Source organism: Brachybacterium sp. J144 (genome assembly GCF_036321705.1).
In the GTDB taxonomy this organism is placed as follows: domain Bacteria; phylum Actinomycetota; class Actinomycetes; order Actinomycetales; family Dermabacteraceae; genus Brachybacterium.
This window is the reverse complement of sequence record NZ_JAZDCG010000022.1, coordinates 301,376-321,911: the sequence shown is the minus strand read 5'-3', so window position 1 is coordinate 321,911 and position 20,536 is coordinate 301,376. Positions and strand designations below refer to the sequence as shown.

Genomic DNA, 20,536 nt, shown 5'->3' with positions numbered 1-20,536 from the left:
GGAAGGCCTCACCCGATGCCCGAGCTGTCCCACCCGATCCCCACCCGCGAGAAGGTGCTGGTCATCGGCGCCGGCCCGGCGGGGCTGGCCGTCTCCGCGGCGCTGCAGGCCCTCGAGGTCCCCTTCGACCTGGTGGACCGCGCGAAGCACGTCGGCGGAATCTGGGACCTCGACCGGAAGGACACCCCGGTGTGGCCCGCGATGGAGATGATCTCCTCCCGCCGCACCACCCAGTACGAAGACCTGCTGCGCCCGGTCTCCTACCCCGAGTTCCTGCGTCCCGAGCAGATGGGCAAGTACCTCCGCGCCTACGCCGCCCGCCACGACCTCACCGAGCACTTCCGGCCCGGGGTCGCGGTCCGCCGCGCCCGTCCCTTCGAGGACGGGGTGTGGGAGGTCGAGCTGTCGACCGGCGAGATCATGATCTACCGCGCCGTGGTCTCCGCCCACGGCATCTCCGAGCGTCCCCACCTCCCCGAATGGGCCGCCGACGCCCCGCGGTCCGTGCAGGTCATGCACGCGAAGGACTGGACCGGGGCCGACGGCCTCGAAGGCCGCCGCGTGCTCGTGGTCGGCTCCGGGCAGTCCGCCGCCGACATCGCCGTGGACGCCGCCCGCCGCGCCCTCGAGGTGCGCTGGTCGATGCGCACCGGTCACTGGGTGGTGCCGCGGCGGATCGCCGGCCGCCCCGGGGACGTGGCCCTCACGCGCGAGCCCTCGCGGCTCCGCGGGCTCAACGACCGTATCGCCGAGACCGTCATCGCCCGCACGGTCGGCCGCCCGCAGGACGTCGGCATGCCCGCGCCCGAGGCACCCCTGCTCGAGGACCAGGTGATCGTCTCCGACGACGTGCTGGACCGTGTCCGGGAGGGTCGGATCACCGTGGTCGGCGAGGTGACCGGGTTCCTGGAGGACGGCACCCTCACCCACGACGCCCCCCGCGGCAAGGCCGGCCACCGCTCTTTCGCCGCCGATCTGGTGGTCCTCGCGACCGGCTACGAGACCGGCGCCGACCATCTGCCCGCGGAGGTCGTGCCCCGGACCGGGCAGGGCGACCCGGATCTCTTCCTCGGCGCCTTCCCGCGCGGCCGTGACGATCTCGTCCTGCTCGGTCAGCAGCGGGTGTCCGGACCGGCGCTGCCGATCCTCGTGCAGCAGGCGGATCTCGCCGCGTACCTGCTGAAGGCCACCCTCGACGGCGACGCCGCGCCCTCCTCCGCCCGGACCGCCCTGGCCGAGTTCCGCCGCCTGCGCGCGGGCTCCGAGTCCGCGGTGCCGACCGCGCCCGCCGAGGGCGAGGGCGGTCTGCGGGAGCGGCTCGGCGATCTCGTCGGCGCCCGGTCGGTGCGCCCGCGCCAGGCGGCGCGCAGCGCGCGGGATGCCGGGGACGATCTGGTGCCCGCAGCCGACGGCGCGACGCTGCTCGCGCGCCTGCGGACCGTCCGCGCCCTGTTCGAGGCCGACGCCCGCGCCTGAGGCGTCCGTCGGGCCCGGTGCCTGAGGCGACCGTCGAACTCAGCGGAGTCCTCCGCCGGCCTGCGGCTCAGTCGGCGCGTCGCGGGTTGCGGCGCGCCAGGAGCACCGCCGCGATGGCGCCGAGGCCCGTCGTGAGCAGCACCCCGATCCCCGCGCGTCGCTGATCGGCGAGGGCGTCGGCGAACCAGGTCCGCCCCGTCGCCCCGAACCAGCTCGCGGCCATCAGGTGGTCGGTGAGCAGCAGCGTCACCCCCGCCGCGAGCAGCAGCAGGACGGGTGCCGCGGCGACCAGCAACCGGGCACGCCCCGGCGCTGTCGCCCGCACGCAGAGAGCGAGGAGCACGCCGCCGCCTGCGGCCAGCAGCTGCACCACGAGGTGGGCGGCATGCCCGTCGAGCGCGAGGCGCAGGAACGGGCTCGCGTAGGCGGCGGCGAGCAGGGCCACCGGGGCGGCGGCCGCGAGAGCTCCGAGCAGCGGGCGTCGGCCGAGCGTCCGGCGCAGCGCCCCGGGCGGTCCCGTGAGGGCCGGGACCGTGCCGAGCAGCACGCCGGTGCCGAGCAGCAGCACGTGCTGCAGCACGTGCGCGGAGACCAGGACCTTGCCGTAGACGTTCAGCGGCCCGCTGGTGAGCAGCACCAGCAGCGCCGCACCGACCAGGAGGCGGCGCGTTGCCGCGCGCGGCCGTGCCGCGCTCCCCGGCCACCACCACCACAGCAGCAGGGCGCAGGCGACCATCATCCCGAAGGGATCGGGCCGCCAGGCGGTCAGCACCGCGAGCAGGGTCGGCGCCGATGGCAGCGGGTATCCGGTGAGCAGACCCGCCGTGCCCTCGGGCGGCACCCCGGCATCGGCCGGCGGCGGGGAGGAGCTCATGGCGGCGGCGAGCGCGACAGCGAGGCCCATGAGGGCCAGCTCGAGCAGGGCCAGGCGCCGATAGGACGTGACGGCCGCGCGGCCCTCCTCCCCCGCGTCGAACCCGGTGGCGAGGGCGCGCCGCTGCAGCCAGCCGAGCCCGCCGAGCAGCAGGAGCAGCAGCATCTTCAGCGCGCCGAGCTGCACATAGGCGCTCGTGAGCAGGTCGCCGGGCCCGTTCATGCGCACCGCGAGGGCCCAGACCCCGCTCAGCGCGAGCATGATCCAGCTGATCAGGGCCAGGTGCGAGTAGCCGCGCACCACCGCGGCGTCGTCCCGCGAGCGCGCCGGCAGCAGCTGCAGCGCGCCGAGCCCGCCGAGCCAGAGGCCGACGGCGAGCAGATGGGCGAGCATGGTCGAGGTCGCGGCCTCGTGGTTCGCGTCCCCCGCGGCGTGCCCCGTCATCGCGGTCGCGAAGGTCGCCAGCAGCAGACCCGCCGCGAGCATCCGGGCGACGCCACGGGAGGTGCCGGTGAGGGCCAGGGTGGTCGCGGCGGCGGTGAGCACGAGCGCGGTCACGAGCCAGATGCCGAGCTCGGTGCCGAGATAGACGCCCAGATCCGAGCCGAAGCGGGGCGAGCCGACCGGCTGCCCGGTCGCGACCGCATAGGACAGCACCAGCGCCGCGGCCCGGCCGAGGGTGGCGACGCCCGCGGCGATCGCGGCGGCGGTGAGCGCCCGGATCCGGTCCTCCCTGTCGCGCAGCAGCCAGCCGGCGACCACCGCGCCGCCGAGGCCGAGGGCGCTCGCGAGATCCGCGATCAGGGCGGCGACGGGCGCGCCATGGCGCGCGATCGCCCCGGCGTCGCGGAGGACGAGGTTGCCGCCGGCGGCGGCGTCGGCCGCGAGCACCGCGACCAGAGCCAGCGCGAGCAGCGCGACGACCAGCAGGACCAGGGTCCGCGGGGCGGGTCGTGCGAGGACGGGTGCGGTCACTGGCCGATCACCAGGCCCACCCAGAGGGCGAGCATGCCCGATCCGACGGACAGCAGCAGGTAGGCGACGGAGATCGCGATCGCACCCCGGCGCGCCAGCTCGACCACGTCCAGCGCCGCGGTGGACAGCGTCGAGAGGCCACCGCAGAAACCGGCCGCGAGCAGCAGGTACAGCAACTCGAGCGAGCCGGTCGCAGATCCCAGGCGGGCGACGATCAACCCCAGCAGCAGGCAGGCCACGACGTTCGCGGCGAAGGTCGCCCAGTGGGTCGAGCGCGGGGTCGTGCCCCGACGGGCCTGCAGGCGCGCGCCGCCCACCCGGATCCCCCAGCGGGCGAGGGATCCGGCGGCCCCGCCGACGGAGACCAGCAGCAGGGCGAGCAGGACGACGCCGGCGCTCATGCCCCGTCCTCCTCGTCCTCGATCTGCAGGGTCGACCCGCGACGCCGGAGCCCGCGCAGGGCGGAGGGCTGCGCGAGACGGCGGCCCCCCACGAGGCCGAGCACCACGAAGCCGAGGCACAGCACCACGGTGAGCAGGGCGTAGACGAAGGCGATGAGCGGGAAGTCCGCGCCGATCATCGCCGACCCCTCGAGCACCACGGTGGACATCGTGGTGAACCCCCCGCACAAGCCGGTGCCGAGCAGCGGCAGCATCCAGGGGCGTCCGGGACGGACCTCGAGCACACCGGTGAGGGCGCCGAGACCGAGGCAGCCGATCACGTTGACCCACAGGGTCGCCCAGGGCAGCTCCACCAGGGTGGGGGTGGTGACGGTCGGGGCGAGGACGGTCAGCGCGAAGCGCAACCCGGCGCCGGCCCCGCCGCCCGCGGCCACCAGCAGGGCGGTGCGCAGCGGAGACAGCGGCGGCGCGAGGCGCCCCGAGCTCAAGGTCGTCTCCGGGGCGAGCTCCTCCGCCGTGAGGGCCGCCATCTCCACGGTCTGCATCCGCGGATCATGTCGGCGCGGGGTGCGCGGCGAAGGGGTGGGGCTCGAGGTCACCGGGACAGGGTACCGAGGCCCGCCGAACCGCCGCCCTCCGGCCGCGGGCCGCTCATCCCCAGACCAGTCCCAGCGCCGGGTCCTCGAGCACCGCGGAGATGTCCCGCAGCAGCTCGGCGCCGAGCGCCCCGTCGATCAGGCGGTGGTCGAAGCTCAGTGCGAGCTGGGCGATCTTGCGGATCTCGATCCGTCCCTCGACCGCCCAGGGCTTGTCCTTGATCGCGCCGACGCCGAGGATCACGGACTCCCCCGGGTTGAGGATCGGGGTGCCCGAGTCGATGCCGAAGACGCCGAAGTTGGTGATGGTGATCGTGCCGTCGCGGGTGTCGGACAGCGAGGTGCGGCCGCCGCGGGCGGTGCGGGCCAGCTCGTCGATCCCCTCGGCGAGCTCGCGCAGCGTCATCAGGTGCGCGTCCTTGAGGTTCGGCACGATGAGCCCGCGCGGGGTCGCCGCGGCGATCCCCAGGTTCACGTAGTGCTTGTAGACGATCTCCTGCGCGGCCTCGTCCCAGGAGGCGTTGACCTCGGGGTTGCGGCGGATGGCGACGAGCAGCGCCTTCGCGATCACCGCGAGCGGGCTGATCTTGACGTCCTTCCACTCGCGGGAGGAGCGGAGATCCTCGATGATGCGCACCGTCCGCGTCATGTCGATCTCGTTGAACACGGTGACGTGCGGGGCGGTGAAGGCGGAGGCGACCATCGCCTCGGCGGTGCGCTTGCGGACCGAGCGGATCGGCACCCGGGTGGTGCGCTCGTCGGCCGTGACGCCGGCGAACGGCTGGTGGCGGGTGGACTTCATCGCGCCGCCGAGCCCCTCGGGGGCCTGCGGCGACTCCTCGGGGAAGTAGGCGGTCGAGCCCGCGCCGCCGCTCCGGCCGGGCAGCTCACCCGCCCCGGAGGCTCCCGCGATCGCCCGCTGCTGGGCCGCGAGGACGTCCTCCCGGGTGACGGTGCCGTCGGGCCCGGTCGCGAAGACGTCGGCGAGCGCGACGCCGAGGTCGCGCGCGAGCTTGCGGACGGGCGGCTTGGCGAGGATCCGGTCGATGGGGACCTGCTGCGCCTCGTCGGCGTCCGCGTAGGTCCGCTTGCGGCGGCGCCGCTGCGGCGCGGCGGAGGCGCCGTAACCGACCAGGGTGCGCGGCTCCTCGTCCGCGGGCTCGGATCCGGCGGCCGGCTCCTGCGCCGTCTCTAACTCCGGCTGCGGTGCCGCGGCCGGATCCTGCTCGGCCGACGAAGGCTCGGCTGACGGGGCGGCCCCGCCCGCGGTGTCGATCTCCAGCAGCGGGGCGCCGACGGGCACCTCGTCGCCCACGGCGACCAGCACCCGGACGACGGTGCCGGCGACATGGCTGGGCAACTCGACCGCGCTCTTGGCGGTCTCCACCTCGATCACCGGGTCGTTGATGGCGACGGTGTCGCCCACCTGCACCTTGATCTCGAGGATCTCGGCCTCGGTGAGGCCCTCCCCCGGGTCGGTGAGGAGGATCTGCACGATCGCGGAGGAGCTCTGGGCAGGGGTCATGACGGGGATCCTTTCACGCGGCGACGCGCTCAGTGCTGCAGCAGACGGTCCACGCCGTCGAGCACGCGGTCGAGGTCGGGCAGGTAGGCGTGCTCCATGCGCGCCGGCGGATAGGGCAGGTGGTAACCGCCCACCCGCAGCACAGGCGCCTCGAGGTGGTAGAAGCACTCCTCGCTCACACGGGCCGCGATCTCGCCGCCGAGTCCGCCGAGCACGGGCGCCTCGTGGACGATGAGCACCCTCCCGGTGCGGCGCACCGAGGCGAACAGGGTCGGGTAGTCGACGGGGGCGAGGGAGCGGGCGTCGATCACCTCGAGCTCGACACCTTCCTCGGCCGCGGCCTGGGCGGCCTCGAGCACGAGCGGCATGCTCGGGCCCCAGGCGAGGACGGTCGCGTCGGTGCCGGGGCGCACCACCTGCGCCTGCCAGGGGCCGACGGCGGGGTGGGCATCGGTGTCGACGTCGCCCTTGATCCAGTAGCGGCGCTTGGGCTCGAGCAGGATCACCGGGTCCTCGCACTCGATCGCCTGGCGGGTCATCCAGTAGGCGTCCTGGGCGGTCGCCGGGGCGAGGATGCGCAGGCCGGCGGTGTGCGCGAAGTACGCCTCGGGGCTCTCGGAGTGGTGCTCGACCGCGCCGATCCCGCCGCCGTGGGGGATGCGGATGACCATCGGCACGTGGAGGTGGCCGCCGGTGCGGTTATGCATCTTCGCGACCTGGGTGGTGATCTGGTTGAAGGCGGGGTAGACGAATCCGTCGAACTGGATCTCCACCACCGGCCGGTACCCGCGCACGGCGAGGCCGACGGCGGTGCCGACGATGCCGGCCTCGGCGAGCGGGGTGTCCACGACGCGCTGGGCGCCGAACTCGGCGTGCAGCCCGTCGGTGACGCGGAAGACGCCGCCGAGCACGCCGATGTCCTCGCCCATCAGGAGCACGGAGTCGTCGGCGCGCATCGCGTCGCGGAGTCCCGCGGTGATCGCCTTCGCGATCGGGAGGGTGCTGGTCGTCATCGGGTGGGCTCCTCGTCCTCGAACTGCGAGATGTACTCGAGGTACTGCTGCTTCTCGGCCTCGACGATCGGATGGGGCTCCGCGTAGGCGCCGTCGAACATGCCGATCGGGTCCGGGTCCTCCATGGAGTGGATGTGGTGGTGCAGCCGCATGGCGAGGTCGTGGGCCTCCTCGTCGCAGCGCGTCACGAAGGCCTCGTCGATCTCGCCGAGCTGCTCGAGGTGCCGGCGCAGGCGCAGGATCGGGTCCTTCGCCGCCCACTCCTCCTCCTCGGCGGCGGGCCGGTAGCGGGAGGCGTCATCGCTCGTGGTGTGCGCCGCCATGCGGTAGGTGACGGCCTCGAGGAAGACCGGCCCCTGCCCCGCACGGGCCGTGTCCAGCGCGCTGCGCACCGTCGCGAGGACGGCGAGGACGTCGTTGCCGTCCACCCGGGCCGAGGGGATGCCCCAGCCGCGCGAGCGCTGCGCGAGCGGAACGCGGGACTGCACCGCGGTGGGCACGGAGATCGCCCACTGGTTGTTCTGCGTGTAGAAGACGACCGGCGCCTGCACCGAGGCGGCGAAGGTGAAGGACTCGGAGACCTCGCCCTCGCTCGAGGCGCCGTCGCCGAAGAGGGCGAGCACCGCGGTGTCCGCGGTGCGGTCACCGGTGCCGACGAGGCCGTCGCGCTGCAGTCCCATGGCGTAGCCGACGGCATGCGGGGCCTGGGAGCCGAGCACGATCATGTACGGGTGGGTGCGCAGTTCGTGCGGGTCCCAGCCACCGTGGCTCACGCCGCGGAAGAGCTCGAGCAGCCGCCACGGCTCGATGCCCCGCGCCCAGGCCACGCCGTGCTCGCGATAGGTGGGCACGAGGTAGTCCTGGGTCCTGGCGGCGTGGCCGGCGCCGATCTGTGCGGCCTCCTGGCCGAGCGCGCTCGCCCACAGGCCCAGCTGTCCCTGGCGTTGCAGGGAGGTCGCCTCGAGGTCCGCGGCCCGGATCATCACCATGTCGCGGTAGTAGCCGCGCAGGGCCTCGGGGGCGGCGAGTCCCGCCTCCTCGAGCACGACGTCGAGCTGCTCGTGCGGGGTGCGGGTCCCGTCCGGGGCGAGGAGCTGGAGCATCGGCTCCTGCTCGGGGACGGGAGGGATCGTCGTCGCGAAAACGTTCACGACGGGAGCGTAACCTACGGTGCCGTAGGTGTCACGGAGGGTGCGATCCGCCCCTCCTCCGCGCCGCGCAGCAGCAGGTCCACGGCCGCACGCATCAGCGGCAGACCGCCGCCGTGGGCGAGGACCAGAAGGCGATGGTCCGGGGCGGCCGCGGGCACCCCGGTGTGGACCACGATCGTGGCGGGCCGCGCCGCGAGCAGAGCGGCGAGCGCCCGCGCCTCCTCGGCGTCGGCGCGGGGCAGCCGGGTCAGCGCCAGCACCTGACCCGGCACCGCGAGCGCGGGATCCGCGGGCCCGACAAGAGAGTCAGTGGCAGAAAGGAGCTGGGCGGGATAGTCCGGCACGTCCGCGCGGATCCCCCGCTCGCGCAGCGCCGTGACCAGCTGCGGCGGCCGAGAGCTCGCGGCCCGATGGGCGCCGTGGCGCAGGTCCATCACCGTGACCGGCCCGAGGTCGAGGCGGGCGTGCCCGTGCCGGGAGCGGACCGCGCGGGCCGCGGCCTCCGCTCCGAGACGGTCGAGCCGGTCCAGCGCCGCCTCGAGCGGGGGCGCAGGCACGAAGCGGCGCCGTGTGCGCAGGCTGCGGATCCGCTCGCGGGTGCTCGCGGCCCGTCGTCGCAGCTCCTCGGCGTCCAGGCGGCCGGCCTCCCGGGCGGAGCGGATCGCGTCGTGCGCGCGGCGCAGCATCCCCTCGGCGTCGCCGCCGCGCGGCGAGCCGAGGCACAGCAGGTCCGCCCCGGCCTCGAGGGCGCGCACCGCGGCCTCCTCCGGGCCGGGATCCGCGGCGACCGCGGCCATGTCCAGGGCGTCGGTGATCACCAGTCCGCGGAAGACCCCGCCCACGGCCTCGTCGAGCAGCGGCCGCGACCAGGGCGAGATCGACGCGGGCCCCGCGCCCAGCGCGGGCACCAGCACGTGCGCGGTCATCACCGCGTCGAGCCACGGAGCGATGCGCCAGGGCGCGAGATGGTCGCGGGCGAGCTCCGCGGCGGTCAGGTCGATCCGGGGCAGCGCGGTGTGCGAGTCGACCGAGGTGGCCCCATGGCCCGGGAAGTGCTTGGCGCAGGTGCCGATCCCGGCATCGATCAGTCCCGTCGCGAAGGCCCGGGCGTGGGCCGCGACGAGGTCAGGCTCCGCCCCGAAGGCGCGGGTGCCGATGACCGGGTTCGCGGGATCCGTGGAGACGTCGAGCACCGGGGCCAGGTCGAGGTCCAGGTCGCAGGCGGCCAGCAGATCCCCGAGGGCCCGGCCGAGACAACGGGTCAGCTCGGGGTCGTCGATCTCCCCGAGCGCCCAGGCGCTCGGCACGCTCGACCCGGTCCGGGCCTGGAGCCGGGTGACGTCGCCGCCCTCCTCGTCGATCGCGAGGAGAAGGTCCTCGCGACGGTCGTGGAGGGCGCGGACGAGGCGGGCCGCGGTCGCCGGGTCGGGGGTGTTCTCGGCGAACAGCACGACGGCGGCGAGTCCCGCGTCGACGGCGTCCATGAACCCGCGAGGCACCGTCGGCCTCCCCGCACCACCGACGCCGTCCCCACCGACGTCGCCGGGGACGCCCGGGACGGGAGCCATCAGCAGCCCTAGGATGTCCGCGTCCCACCGGTGGCCGGCACCTGCGCGCGGGTCCCCGCCGACCGGCGCGTCCAGCCCCGCGTCGACCGACGCTTCGCGCCCCGCGTCGACCCCTGCCACGTCCTCGCCCATGCGCCGCCTCCTCGAGGGCCGAGCCTAGTCGTGACGGGTGCTCCGGCACGGGCCCGGGACCCGGCAGGCGGTACCGGGACAAACCGGACGTCGAGGGAGACCGAGGTCAGCCAATACTTAGACTGTCTACACGGCGCACATCCTGGTGGTGGACGATGACCCGGACATCGTGGAACTGGTCTCCCTCAAGCTCCGCGCGAGCGGCCACGAGGTGACGATCGCGGGCAGCGGCGAGGCGGCGCGCGACGTGCTCGCGGCGCGCGGCGACATCGAGCTGGCCGTGGTCGACCACATGATGCCCGGGATGACCGGCGTGGACCTGGTGCGCGCCCTGCGTGCCGAGGGGTCGACCCTGCGGATCCTCATGCTCACCGCCCGCAGCCAGGAGCGGGACCTCGAGAACGGCTTCACCGCCGGGGTCGACGACTACATGACCAAGCCCTTCAGCCCGCGCGAGCTCGCAGCCCGCGTCACCGCGATCCTCGCCCGCCCGTGATCACCCTCGATCCCCGGCTGATCCTCACCGCGCTCGCGGTCCTCTGGGCGGTGATCGTCGTGGCCATCGTCTCCGTGATCCTCCTGCACGGGGTCCGGGTGCTGCTCGCGCGCCGCCGGGATCGCGCGGATGCGCAGGCCCGACCCCTCGTGATCCGCTACGCCCTCGCCGACGACGAGGACGCCGCCGATCCCGCGGAGGTCGCCCTCACCGAGACCCTGCGCGGGGCCACCGGCCTCCTCGGCGAGCGGATCGACGAGCGCCTGCTGTCCGTCCTGGAGACCCTGCGCGGCGACTCCCGGGCGCGGATCGCGGCGATGCTGATCGACCGCGGCCACCCGGCCCGCCTGCGGCGCCGCGCCCGCTCACGACGGACGACCGTGCGCGCGGCGGCAGTCCGCCGCCTCGGCCAACTGGGCCTCCCCTCCGACGAGGAGGCGGTGCGCCGGGCGACCACCGATCCCGCCCCCATCGTGCAGACGGTCGCGGTGCGCGCCCTCGCGGCCTACCCGTCGGCCGCCTCCGTCGAGGCCGTGCTGGATCGGCTGCGCCACCGCGCCGAGGTCCCCTCCCTCGTCATCGTCACCTCCCTCATCACCCAGGGCGGCACCGACCCGCGGGCCCTCGCGGCGATCCGGCAGGCCCTCAGCGACCCCGCCCCCAGGGTCCGCGCCGCGGCCGCCCAGACTCTCGGCGAGCTCTCGAGCGCCGCGGACACCGCCCGTCTCGGCGCCCTGCTGCGGCAGGACCCGACGCCGGGCGTCCAGCTCGCCGCCGCCACCGCCCTGACCCGCGTGGGGACGGCGGAGTCGGTGCCCGCGCTGCTCGAGGGGACCCGCTCGCCCTGGGGCATGGTGCGCAGCCACGCTCTCGGCGCCCTGCTCGCCCTGCCCCGCGAGGAGTCCGCGGAGGCGCTCGCCGCGGTCGCCGCGAGCGGCGACCCGCTGCTGACCTCCCAGCTCCGCACCGAACTCCCCGGGAGCCGCCCGTGATCCCCTGGCTCGATCTCTCCGACACCTGGGTGCACGACCTCGTGCGCACGGTCCTGATCTGGACCGCGTGGCCGACCCTGCTCTACTTCCTCGCGATCAACGCGATCTACCTCGTCCTGGTCCTCCTGGGCTTCGTCGACACCCGCCGCTCGGCGGCCCGCCGTTCCGTGCTCGACCTCCACGAGACCGCGACCGCCCCGGTCTCATTGGGGCTGACCATCGTGATGCCCGCCTACAACGAGGCCGCGCTGATCGCGGAGACGGTGCGCTCCTCCCTCGCCCTGGACTACCCCGACCACGAGCTGGTGGTGGTCAACGACGGCTCCAAGGACGACACCCTCGAGGTGCTCCGCTCGACCTTCGACCTGGTGCCGAGCTCCCGCCGCCTCGACCCCGGCCCGAACATCACGCTGCGATCCGAGGTCCGCGGGATCTACGAGGCGCGCGACCGCAGCATCCCGCTGCTGGTGGTGGACACCGCCAACGGCGGGCGCTCCAACGCGGTCAACACCGGGATCGGCCTGGCCGCGAAGGATCTCGTGGTGCTCGTCGACGCCGACTCGGTCATGGATCCCGATGCGCTGCTGCTCGCCGCCCAGCCCTTCCTCGACGATCCGCTGCGCGTGGTCGCGACCGGCGGCAACATCCGCGCGGTCAACGGCAGCCGGGTGGTCTCGGGCCGCGTGACCGAGGAGGGCATGCCCCGCTCGTGGCTCGCCCGCTTCCAGGTCGTCGAGTACCTGCGCGCCTTCTCCCTCGGCCGAGCCGGATGGTCCCGCCTGGGCACGCTGATGCTCATCTCCGGCGCCTTCGGGGTGTACCGCCGGGACGTGCTGCTGAGCGTCGGCGCCCTGGACCCCGACACCATCGGCGAGGACTTCGAGCTGACGCTGAAGATCCACCGCTGGTGCCGCCGTCGGCGCCGGGACTACCGCATGGTCTACGTCTCCGACCCCACCTGCTGGACCGAGGTGCCGGACACCCGCGCCGTGCTGAAGCGGCAGCGCGTGCGTTGGCACCGCGGGCTCTGGGAGGTGCTGTGGGCCTATCGCGGCATGCTGCTGAACCCGCGCTACGGCCGCATCGGCCTGGTCGGCCTGCCCTACTACTGGATCTTCGAGCTGTTCGCTCCGCTGTTCGAGGTGCTCGGCATGTTCGTCATCGTCGCCGCGCTCCTCACCGGGGCGGTGAGCCCGGTGATGACCCTCGCCCTGCTGGGCGTGGCGCTCGGCTGCGGGATCCTGGTCACGGTGCTGTCCGTGCTGCTCGAGGAGGCGTCGGGCCGACGTCGCTCGACCACCCGGCACCTGCTGCTGATGATCTCCTGCTCGCTCCTGGAGAACCTCGGCTACCGCCAGCTCACCGCCCTCTGGCGGCTGCAGGGCTGGTGGCAGGCGCTGCGCGGGGGCGAGGCGGTGTGGGGCGAGATGACCCGCACCGGCTTCTCCTCCGAGGCCGCGCGCTGAGGTCCCTCAGGTGCGGGCGAGCGGCAGCTCGAACACGACGCTGGTGCCGACCCCGACCTCCGAGGTGATCGTCATGTCGCCGCCGTGGGCGCGCAGGATCCGCCGCGTGATCATCAGCCCCAGACCGTAGCCGGGCACCCCCGCGCCGGTCGCCGTGCGCGCCCGGAAGTAGGGGGTGTACAGGCGGGCGAGATCGTCGGCGTCGATGCCGATGCCCTCGTCGGCCACCGTCAGCCGGGCCCGGCGGTCGTCCCGGGTGAGGGTCACCGTGACCAGCCCGCCCTCGTGCGCGTACTTCACGGCGTTGGAGAGCAGGTTGTCGACCGCCTGGCCGAGCCGCTCCGGGTCGGCGTTGACCAGCTCGACCGGCTCGTCGAGGCCATGGAGCTCCCAGCGCAGGCCGCGCACGGCCGCGCGCGGCCGCATCCCCTCGACCTGGTGGCGCACCAGCTCGTCGAAGGAGGTCACCCGGCGCGGACCGCCCCCGGAGCCGATCCGGTCGCTGCTCACCGAGCGGGCGGTTTCGAGCAGGCCGAGGATCAGTTGCCGCAGCCGGACCACGTTGCGGGTGACCACCTCGAGGTGGGAGCGGATCACGGAGGGGTCTCCGCCGCCGGGCCCGTCCAGCTCGTCCTCGACCAGCTCGACGTAGCCGGTGATCGAGGTGAGCGGGGTCTTCAGCTCGTGCGAGACGTTGGCGAGGAACTGTTCCTCCTGCAGCACGGCGCCGAGGGAGAGGGTCACGTCGTGCACGACCAGCAGCATCCGCTGCTCGTCGAGCCGGGTCGAGGAGATCGACAGCGCCGCCCGTCGGTCGCCCTCGAGCGGCACCCACACCGACTCGCCGGTCAGCACCCGCTCGCCGAGCGCACGGGCCAGCGGGCTGCGCTCGGGCGGGAGCGGCAGCCTGCCGTTCTCCGAGAACAGCGGCCCGGACAGCAGGGCGGCGACGTCCTGGGACCGGGCCGGGCCCGTGAGCCGGCCCGAGCTCTCGAGTACCGTCCCGTCCTCGAGGTCGAGCACGAGGGAGACCACGCCGAGGGCGGAGGTCACCGACTCGAGGCGACGGGCGTGCTCGTCCAGACGCATCGTCACCGACACCACCACGATGGTCACGGCGCTCGCCAGGAAGAGCACCGCCGCCCCGCGCAGGAGCACGGGGAGCAGCTCGTGGCCCGGCACGATGAACGGCCCGATCGCCATCGACGCCGCCGTGATGGAGATGCCGAGGGCGGCGCCGCGCAGGCGGTGCTGCGCCGCGAGCCACACCATCGGCACCGTCATCAGGTACCCCTGGAAGCCGGAGACGTTCACCAGGGACCAGCGGGTCACCGCGAGGATCGCGAGGTCGGCCACGGGCAGGAGCAGCACGGCGAGCTCGACGAACCGCGGGATCTCGGTGCGGGACCGGTTCTGCAGCCGCCCGACGAGCAGCCCGGCCAGCAGGGCGAGGGTCAGGGCGTGGATGAGCCCGTGACCCGTCCAGTACAGCCAGCCGATCCCGAGCCTCTGGTCGTCCAGCAGCAGGATGCCGATCAGCAGGCACAGGGACAGCGCGACCTGGCAGACCGCCGCGAGGCCGGGCCGCAGCATGCCCGCGGTGCCGTGGTGCGGCGAGAGCAGGAGGTGCCGGAGCCGATGTCCGCGAGGTCGGGGGTTCACGAGCGCATCGTAGCCGCGCACCGCCGACTTCGCGGCCCCTGGCTCACCCCTGCTGTGCGGCCTGCTCCGCGGCCTCCTGGGCGGACCAGAGCGCCTCGAGGTCGAGCGGCTCCTGGTCCGCATCGAGGTCCTGGACGGCCAGCGGGCAGTTGCCGAGGTCCTGGATGGGCAGTCGCTCGCCGTCGCGGTTCATCGACTGGTGGGCGATGACCCCGGGGAGGGTGTAGCGGGCGGCCTGCCAGGCGTTGACCATCGGCTGGGCCCCGTCGACGACGGCGCGCGCGAAGTCGTCGACCAGGAAGTGGTGGGCGCCCTCGTGACCGTTGGGCAGGCCCTGGAACTCCTTCGGCAGCCGCGCCTGGTGGTGGACGGGAGCGGCCCCGGCGACGAAGGCGTCGCGGAGGGCGGGCGAGACGTCGGCCAGGCGCGGATCGTCCAGGCTCATGGTCGCGCCGGTGCGGATCTGCTCGGTCACGTCGAGGACCCGCTCCTTGTCGTGCCAGTAGGTGACGTCGATGGTCTCCTCGAAGCTGGAGGTCTCGCCGAAGAAGCGGAAGCGGCTCTCGCGCCTGTGGGAGGGATAGCCGACGCGGCGCAGCTCGTTGGTACGGAAGGCGCCGCCGTTGTCCATGCCGAAGAGGGCGAAGGCGTTGGAGACGTCGTTGGCGAACATCGACACGTCCTTGTCGAAGACGCCGTCGCCGCGGGTGTCCGGGCGGCCCAGCGCCGAGACGGAGGTCGCGTGGCGCTCGCCGAGCACGCCGAGGATGCCGCCGATCGAGTGGGTCGGGTAGAGCAGGGGCGGGTAGGAGGCGGTGGACTTCCAGGCGTCGCCGCCGGAGTACTTGTAGGCGTCATAGAAGCCGAGGTCCATGTCGTGGACGTAGTCGCCCTCGGCGTAGAACACCTCGCCGAAGGCACCGCTGCGGTGGATGCGCCGCGCGAGGACGACGGCGGCGTTGTACTGGCTGGTCTCGCCCATCATGTAGACGAGGCCCGTGCGCTGCACCTCCTCGGTGATCTGGCGGATCTCGTCCTCCTCGATGGCCATCGGCACGGCCGAGTAGACGTGCTTGCCGGCGCGGAGGGCGGCCAGGGCGTGCTGGCCGTGGGTCCACCGCTGGGTGAAGATCGCGACCGCGTCGACGTCGGAGGCGAGCAGGTCCTCGAGGGTCCCGAAGCGACCGGCGAAGCGCACGCCCCGCGCCTCGACGGCGTCGATGCGCTCGGGGACGGAGTCGACGGCATAGATCCCGTCGATCTCGGGATGGGCGGCGAAGAGCTCCGCGAAGTGGGAGCCGAACTGGCCGATGCCGACGATGCCGAGGGTGAACGACATATTTCCTCCTTGAAATTATCTACGGGGAAACGTTACGTCACCGACGGAGAGGGCGGCAAGCCCCGTCCGGCACGACTCTTAGAGGCGGCGCCAGCGGCCGGAGCGCCACACGTCGCGCCACGGGGGCACCTCACGGCCCTGGGCGGCCATCCGGCGGCGCAGGGTCCGCCGGGAGACCAGCATGCCCAGCACGCCGATCGCCAGCAGCGGCAGCTGCACGGCGAAGGCCACGCGGAAGGCGTGCAGGTCGTAGTCGCCGTCGGGCCGCATCAGATCGAGCACCACGCCGATCAGCAGGATCGCGAGCAGGCCGCCGATGAACCCGCCCATGATCACCACGCCGGTCGCGGTGCCGAGGCGATGGCGGGCCAGGTCGGTGCGCGGGAAGTCGAAGCCGACGCTGCTCGCGGGACCGCCGATCGAGAAGCCGGCGACGAGCACGATCAGCAGCCACGTCGGGGCGGGCCCGGGCCACAGGACGAGGGCGAGCAGCGGCACCACGATCGCCGCGACGATGAGCAGCACGAGGGTGGAGCGGCGCAGCGGGTGCCGCTGGGTGAGCGCGCCGATGAGCGGTCCGGCGATCACCGCGACCACGACCAGCACGGTCATCACCGCCGAGGCCGCGGGACGGCTGAGCCCCTCCCCCGCGGTCAGGTACGGGTAGCCCCACATCATCGAGAAGGCGATCCCGGTGAACCCGGCGGTGTAGTGGGTGAAGAAGCCCAGCTGGGTCGAGGGGTGTCGCACGATCCGAGCGAGCACGAGCGGGATCCGACGGAGGTCCTGCCGCACCCGCGGGCGCGGCATCCCGGGCGGCGCGGCGCGCACCAGCAGCAGGATCATGACCGCCGAGATCGCGCTGAGGCTCGCCGAGGCGGAGAAGGCCGCGCCCCAGCCGTGCACCGTCAGCACCGCCACGAAGGGCACCGCGGAGGCGATCTGCCCGACCTGGCCGAGGATGCCGGTCAGCTGGGTCAGCAGCGGCACGCGGGACGCCGGGAACCAGGCGGGGACCAGCCGGATCGCGCTCGAGAAGGTGAGGGCGTCGCCCGCCCCGAGGACGATCCGCGCGACCATCGCCACGCCCACCTCGTCCGTCACCGACATCAGCAGCTGCCCCGCCGCCATCAGCACCGCCCCGGCCACCAGGGTGACGCGGGAGCCGTAGCGGTCCAGCAGCACGCCCGCGGGGATCTGGAACACGGCGTAGACCGCCAGCTGCAGCACCACGAAGGTGGAGACGATCGTGGCGGAGGCGCCGAAGCGCTCGGTGGCCTCGAGACCCGCGACCCCCATCGTGGTGCGCTGCAGCACCGCGACCGAATACGCCGCGAGGGCGGCGACCCAGACGATGCGCGCGCGGGGACCGCCGAGCACGGGGGTGGCCTGGGGGGCGGCGGGCGGGGTCATCGGGTCCTTCCGGGGGCCGGGACGGGGAGGCGACAGTCGGACCGGACGCCTCGGGCGCCCGTCCCGCAGCGGAGGGGTCCCGACCTCCCCCAGGGTATCCGCGTCGGCGGATGGACGGCGGACGCGCCCACCCCGGACCTCGTCTACAGTGCGCTCCATGCGCACCGCGACGATGAGCTGGTGGACCGCCTGAGGGCGGTCCCCCACTGTCGCGTGCGCTGACAGGAAACCGCCCCACGCCGGGCGGTTTCCGAGCAGTACTGCAACGGAGCAGCCCGGGTCGGGCCCGAACCCCGGAGGACACCCATGTCGACCCCCACCCCCGTCACCACCGCGTCCCGCGCCCCGCGCACCCTCGCCGAGGCGAGCGGTCTCACCCGCTCCCCGCAGTTCGCGGGGAACACCGGCGGCCGCTTCGGAGAGTACGGCGGAGCGATCCTGCCGCCGCCGCTCGTCGGCCCGATGGCCGAGGTCGCCGCCGCCTACGAGGAAGCCCGCCATGACGAGGCGTTCTTCGCCGAGTACTCCCGGCTGCTGCGCGACTACGTCGGCCGCCCCTCCCCGATCTCCGCGGCGGACCGCCTCTCCGACAGCCTCGGCGGCGCCCGCATCCTGCTCAAGCGGGAGGACCTCAACCACACCGGCGCCCACAAGATCAACCACACGATCGGGGAGGCGCTGCTCGCGAGGCGGATGGGCAAGCGCACCCTGATCGCCGAGACCGGCGCCGGCCAGCACGGCGTCGCCCTCGCGACCGCCGCCGCGCTCGTGGGCCTCGGGTGCGAGATCCACATGGGCGCGGTCGACGTCGCCAAGCAGCGCCCCAACGTGGTGCGGATGCGACTGCTGGGAGCGAAGGTGGTCTCCGTCGAGGTCGGTCAGCGGACCCTCAAGGAGGCCGTGGACTCCGCCTTCGGCGTGTACGCGGCGGACCCCGAGCAGTACCTCTTCGCGATCGGCTCCGTCGTGGGCCCTGCGCCCTTCCCGGACATGGTCCGCGACTTCCAGTCGGTCGTGGGCCGGGAGAGCCGCGCCCAGCTCCTCGAGGACCTGGGCCGGCTGCCCGATGCCGTGATCGCCTCGGTCGGCGGCGGCTCCAACGCGATGGGCGCCTTCACCGCCTATCTCGAGGACGAGGACGTGCGGCTCATCGGCGTCGAGCCCGGCGGGACCGGCGACGAGCCCGGCGCCCACGCCGCGACGATGACCTTCGGCACGCCCGGCACCCTGCACGGCATGGACACCCGGGTGCTGCAGGACGCCGACGGACAGCCCGGCGAGGTGCACTCCATCGCCTCGGGCCTCGACTACCCCGGCGTCGGCCCGCAGCACGTGCACCTGCACGAGCTGGGCCGTGTCGAGTACGTGCGCGAGGGCGACGCCGCCGTGCTCGACGCCTTCCAGCGGCTGAGCCGCACCGAGGGGATCATCCCGGCGCTCGAGTCAGCGCACGCCCTCGCCCACGCGATCCGGATCGCCCCGGCCCTCCCCCGCGAGGCGGCGCTGCTGGTGAACCTCTCCGGACGCGGCGACAAGGACATCGACTACGTCGCCGAGAAGGTCGGGATGACCGGGGAGGCCGACGAGATCGCACGCTGAGCACGTCCGGTGGAGCCCCCCCGGTCGCTGCGGTGACCGGGGGAACCCGGCTCAGCCGGCGCGCCACTCCTGCGCGATGGCGAGCAGGCGATCGTTCGCCTCGGGCTCGGCGATCGTGGCGCGCACCCCGTCGGTGCCGTAGGCGCGCAGCACGAGGCCGCGCGCCTCCGCGAACTCGGCGAACTCCCCCGAGCGCTCCCCGAGCGGGAAGTACACGAAGTTGCCCTGGCTCGCCGGCAGCACCCAGCCCTGCTCGCGCAGCCCGGCGAGCACCCGGGAGCGCTCGGCCCGCACCGCGGCGGCCCGGGACTCGAGCTCCTCCGCGACGTGCGGCCGCAGGGTCACGAGGGCCGCGGCCTGCGCCGGGGCGGAGGCCCCGAAGGGCACCGTGACCTGGCCGAGGGCGCGGGCCAGGCGCGGGTGCGCGACCGCGTAGCCGATACGCAGCCCGGCGAGGCCCTGCAGTTTGGAGAAGGTGCGCAGCAGCACCACGTTGCCGTGGCGGCGGAAGATCCCGGCGGTCCCCAGCACTGTGGCGGGGTCGTGGAACTCCCGGTAGGCCTCGTCGATCGCGACGACCACGTCCTCGGGCACGCGGGCGAGGAAGTCCTCGACCTGCTCGGTGCTGAGCGAGGGGCCGGTGGGGTTGTTCGGGGTGCACAGCAGCACGAGGCGGGTGCGCTCGGTGATCGCCGCGGCCATGGCGGGCAGGTCGTGCTCCCCGGTGGGCGTGAGCGGGACCGGCACCGGGGTGCCGCCATGGGAACCGACCAGGATCGGGTACGCCTCGAAGGAGCGCCACGCGAAGACGACCTCGTCCCCCTCGCCGACGAGCGCACGGACCAGGTCGCCCGAGACCGCGACCGAGCCCGTGGACACCGCGATCTGCGTCGGGTCCACGCCGTGCCGCTCGCCGAGAGCGGCGCGCAGCTCCTGCGCGGCCGCGTCCGGGTAGCGGTTCGCGCCCGTCATCGCCGCGGTCGCCGCCTCGAGCACCTCAGACACCGGCGGCAGGTGCGACTCGTTCGAAGAGACCTTGAAGCGGTGGATCCCGTCATCGGCGGCGGGTTTGCCGGCGACGTACGCGGGCAGGGCCTCGAGGGCGGGGCGCAGGCGGATGCGCTCCTCGGGCTGGTCGGGGCGGGCGGAGGGGTCGGGCATGCCCCCAGGGTAGGACGCGACGGGGGTCTCGTCCCTCGCGCGTCCGCCGGCCGGGGCGACAGCCGGGCACCCCGCCTCTGCCCCGGCCGCCCCCGGGGGTTCTCCCCCATGCGCTCCCAGTACCGGACGGGGACAATGGGGGCATGCGGTTCCTCGGACACATCATCGTCACCGGCCTCGCGCTGTGGATCACGGCGCTGATCCTGCCCGGCATGCATCTGGGCGACGACAGCGCGCCCCTGCTCACGCAGGTCCTCACGATCGGTGCGATCGCGCTGATCCTCGCGGTGATCAACACCCTCGTGAAGCCGCTGCTCTCCCTCCTCGCCCTCCCCATCACCTGCCTCACGCTGGGGTTGTTCCAGCTGGTGATCAACACGCTCATGCTGCTGCTGGCCGGCTGGGTGTCGGGTCTGGTGGGCCTCACCCTGCAGTTCGACACCTTCTGGTGGGCGCTGCTGGCGGGCGTGATTATCGGAGTCCTCTCGGCGATCGTCGAGGGCGTCACGGGCCTCGGTGAGAGCGACCGCGAGCGCGCCTGAGTCTGGCCCCCTCGGCCGACGGTCGGCCCGGCACCCGCCCGTCGGCCCCGCCACCGCGGCCACCCGTCGGCCGTCCACCGTTCCCGCCCGTCGGCCCCCGTCGGCCCCGCCCCGCGCCCGCCCGTCGGCCCCGCCCCCGCGGCCGCGCGGGGTTC

At 74.0% G+C, this 20,536-nt stretch carries 17 protein-coding genes; 6 read left to right on the top strand and 11 right to left on the bottom strand.

The window, feature by feature from the left end:
- Positions 1–15 precede the first annotated feature (15 nt).
- Positions 16–1,476 (top strand): flavin-containing monooxygenase, encoded by a 1,461-nt coding sequence (locus tag V1260_RS09030; protein WP_329746482.1) that lies wholly within the window; start codon positions 16–18, stop codon positions 1,474–1,476.
- 67 nt (positions 1,477–1,543) lie between these two features.
- Here V1260_RS09030 and V1260_RS09025 read toward each other — a convergent pair whose 3' ends face one another.
- From V1260_RS09025 to V1260_RS08995, 7 genes are all read right to left on the bottom strand, one after another.
- Positions 1,544–3,325, bottom strand: coding sequence for a CopD family protein (locus V1260_RS09025; protein WP_329746481.1), 1,782 nt, complete (start codon positions 3,323–3,325; stop codon positions 1,544–1,546).
- Positions 3,322–3,726 carry a fluoride efflux transporter FluC gene (locus tag V1260_RS09020; RefSeq protein ID WP_329746480.1) on the bottom strand — a complete coding sequence of 135 codons (405 nt, stop codon included), beginning with the start codon at positions 3,724–3,726 and terminating at the stop codon, positions 3,322–3,324. Before V1260_RS09020 ends, V1260_RS09025 begins: the two co-directional genes overlap by 4 nt.
- Entirely contained in the window at positions 3,723–4,325 is a 603-nt protein-coding gene (locus tag V1260_RS09015) for a fluoride efflux transporter FluC (RefSeq protein ID WP_329746479.1), read from the bottom strand. Before V1260_RS09015 ends, V1260_RS09020 begins: the two co-directional genes overlap by 4 nt.
- Positions 4,326–4,377: 52 nt before the next feature.
- The gene (locus V1260_RS09010) at positions 4,378–5,847 is read right to left on the bottom strand and encodes a dihydrolipoamide acetyltransferase family protein (RefSeq protein ID WP_329746478.1); all 1,470 of its coding nucleotides are present in this window, start codon (positions 5,845–5,847) and stop codon (positions 4,378–4,380) included.
- 29 nt (positions 5,848–5,876) lie between these two features.
- Positions 5,877–6,860: an alpha-ketoacid dehydrogenase subunit beta gene (locus V1260_RS09005; protein WP_329746477.1), complete on the bottom strand. Its 984-nt coding sequence runs from the start codon at positions 6,858–6,860 to the stop codon at positions 5,877–5,879.
- Positions 6,857–7,963 carry a thiamine pyrophosphate-dependent enzyme gene (locus V1260_RS09000; protein WP_329746503.1) on the bottom strand — a complete coding sequence of 369 codons (1,107 nt, stop codon included), beginning with the start codon at positions 7,961–7,963 and terminating at the stop codon, positions 6,857–6,859. Before V1260_RS09000 ends, V1260_RS09005 begins: the two co-directional genes overlap by 4 nt.
- 62 nt (positions 7,964–8,025) lie before the next feature.
- The gene (locus V1260_RS08995; protein ID WP_329746476.1) at positions 8,026–9,711 is read right to left on the bottom strand and encodes a glycoside hydrolase family 3 N-terminal domain-containing protein; all 1,686 of its coding nucleotides are present in this window, start codon (positions 9,709–9,711) and stop codon (positions 8,026–8,028) included.
- A 148-nt stretch (positions 9,712–9,859) separates the two neighbouring features.
- On the opposite strand from V1260_RS08995, the gene V1260_RS08990 reads away from it, so the two are divergent.
- Genes V1260_RS08990 through V1260_RS08980 form a run of 3 tightly spaced genes read left to right on the top strand, consistent with a single transcriptional unit; the run spans position 9,860 to position 12,665 of the window.
- Complete coding sequence (locus V1260_RS08990) at positions 9,860–10,207, top strand: response regulator transcription factor (RefSeq protein WP_329746475.1); 348 nt, start codon at positions 9,860–9,862, stop codon at positions 10,205–10,207.
- The gene (locus V1260_RS08985) at positions 10,204–11,199 is read left to right on the top strand and encodes a HEAT repeat domain-containing protein (protein ID WP_329746474.1); all 996 of its coding nucleotides are present in this window, start codon (positions 10,204–10,206) and stop codon (positions 11,197–11,199) included. Before V1260_RS08990 ends, V1260_RS08985 begins: the two co-directional genes overlap by 4 nt.
- Positions 11,196–12,665 carry a glycosyltransferase family 2 protein gene (locus V1260_RS08980; RefSeq protein ID WP_329746473.1) on the top strand — a complete coding sequence of 490 codons (1,470 nt, stop codon included), beginning with the start codon at positions 11,196–11,198 and terminating at the stop codon, positions 12,663–12,665. The genes V1260_RS08985 and V1260_RS08980 overlap by 4 nt, the downstream gene beginning before the upstream one ends.
- 6 nt (positions 12,666–12,671) lie before the next feature.
- Here the strand turns inward: V1260_RS08980 and V1260_RS08975 are convergent, their stop codons facing one another.
- From V1260_RS08975 to V1260_RS08965, 3 genes are all read right to left on the bottom strand, one after another.
- On the bottom strand, positions 12,672–14,327 hold the full coding sequence (locus V1260_RS08975) for a sensor histidine kinase (RefSeq protein ID WP_329746472.1): 1,656 nt from the start codon (positions 14,325–14,327) through the stop codon (positions 12,672–12,674).
- A 43-nt stretch (positions 14,328–14,370) separates the two neighbouring features.
- Complete coding sequence (locus V1260_RS08970) at positions 14,371–15,666, bottom strand: Gfo/Idh/MocA family protein (RefSeq protein ID WP_329746471.1); 1,296 nt, start codon at positions 15,664–15,666, stop codon at positions 14,371–14,373.
- A gap of 78 nt (positions 15,667–15,744) precedes the next feature.
- The gene (locus V1260_RS08965; protein WP_329746470.1) at positions 15,745–17,079 is read right to left on the bottom strand and encodes an MFS transporter; all 1,335 of its coding nucleotides are present in this window, start codon (positions 17,077–17,079) and stop codon (positions 15,745–15,747) included.
- Positions 17,080–17,385: 306 nt separating this feature from the next.
- On the opposite strand from V1260_RS08965, the gene trpB reads away from it, so the two are divergent.
- Positions 17,386–18,678: a tryptophan synthase subunit beta gene (gene trpB, locus V1260_RS08960; protein WP_329746469.1), complete on the top strand. Its 1,293-nt coding sequence runs from the start codon at positions 17,386–17,388 to the stop codon at positions 18,676–18,678.
- 51 nt (positions 18,679–18,729) lie between these two features.
- On the opposite strand, the gene V1260_RS08955 is transcribed toward trpB, so the two are convergent.
- A complete protein-coding gene (locus tag V1260_RS08955) occupies positions 18,730–19,839 on the bottom strand; it encodes a histidinol-phosphate transaminase (protein ID WP_329746468.1) in 1,110 nt (369 codons plus the stop codon).
- A 143-nt stretch (positions 19,840–19,982) separates the two neighbouring features.
- On the opposite strand from V1260_RS08955, the gene V1260_RS08950 reads away from it, so the two are divergent.
- Entirely contained in the window at positions 19,983–20,381 is a 399-nt protein-coding gene (locus V1260_RS08950; protein WP_329746467.1) for a phage holin family protein, read from the top strand.
- The last annotated feature ends 155 nt before the right edge of the window (positions 20,382–20,536 follow it).

Bases quoted from the DNA above. Each gene is read 5' to 3' on its own strand.
- trpB (WP_329746469.1), top strand. From the start codon at position 17,386: ATGTCGACCCCCACCCCCGTCACCACCGCGTCCCGCGCCCCGCGCACC.
- V1260_RS08950 (WP_329746467.1), top strand. From the start codon at position 19,983: ATGCGGTTCCTCGGACACATCATCGTCACCGGCCTCGCGCTGTGGATC.
- V1260_RS09005 (WP_329746477.1), bottom strand. From the start codon at position 6,860: ATGACGACCAGCACCCTCCCGATCGCGAAGGCGATCACCGCGGGACTC.
- V1260_RS08970 (WP_329746471.1), bottom strand. From the start codon at position 15,666: ATGTCGTTCACCCTCGGCATCGTCGGCATCGGCCAGTTCGGCTCCCAC.
- V1260_RS08965 (WP_329746470.1), bottom strand. From the start codon at position 17,079: ATGACCCCGCCCGCCGCCCCCCAGGCCACCCCCGTGCTCGGCGGTCCC.
- V1260_RS09020 (WP_329746480.1), bottom strand. From the start codon at position 3,726: ATGAGCGCCGGCGTCGTCCTGCTCGCCCTGCTGCTGGTCTCCGTCGGC.
- V1260_RS09030 (WP_329746482.1), top strand. From the start codon at position 16: ATGCCCGAGCTGTCCCACCCGATCCCCACCCGCGAGAAGGTGCTGGTC.
- V1260_RS08995 (WP_329746476.1), bottom strand. From the start codon at position 9,711: ATGGGCGAGGACGTGGCAGGGGTCGACGCGGGGCGCGAAGCGTCGGTC.
- V1260_RS09000 (WP_329746503.1), bottom strand. From the start codon at position 7,963: ATGCTCCAGCTCCTCGCCCCGGACGGGACCCGCACCCCGCACGAGCAG.
- V1260_RS08955 (WP_329746468.1), bottom strand. From the start codon at position 19,839: ATGCCCGACCCCTCCGCCCGCCCCGACCAGCCCGAGGAGCGCATCCGC.
- V1260_RS09010 (WP_329746478.1), bottom strand. From the start codon at position 5,847: ATGACCCCTGCCCAGAGCTCCTCCGCGATCGTGCAGATCCTCCTCACC.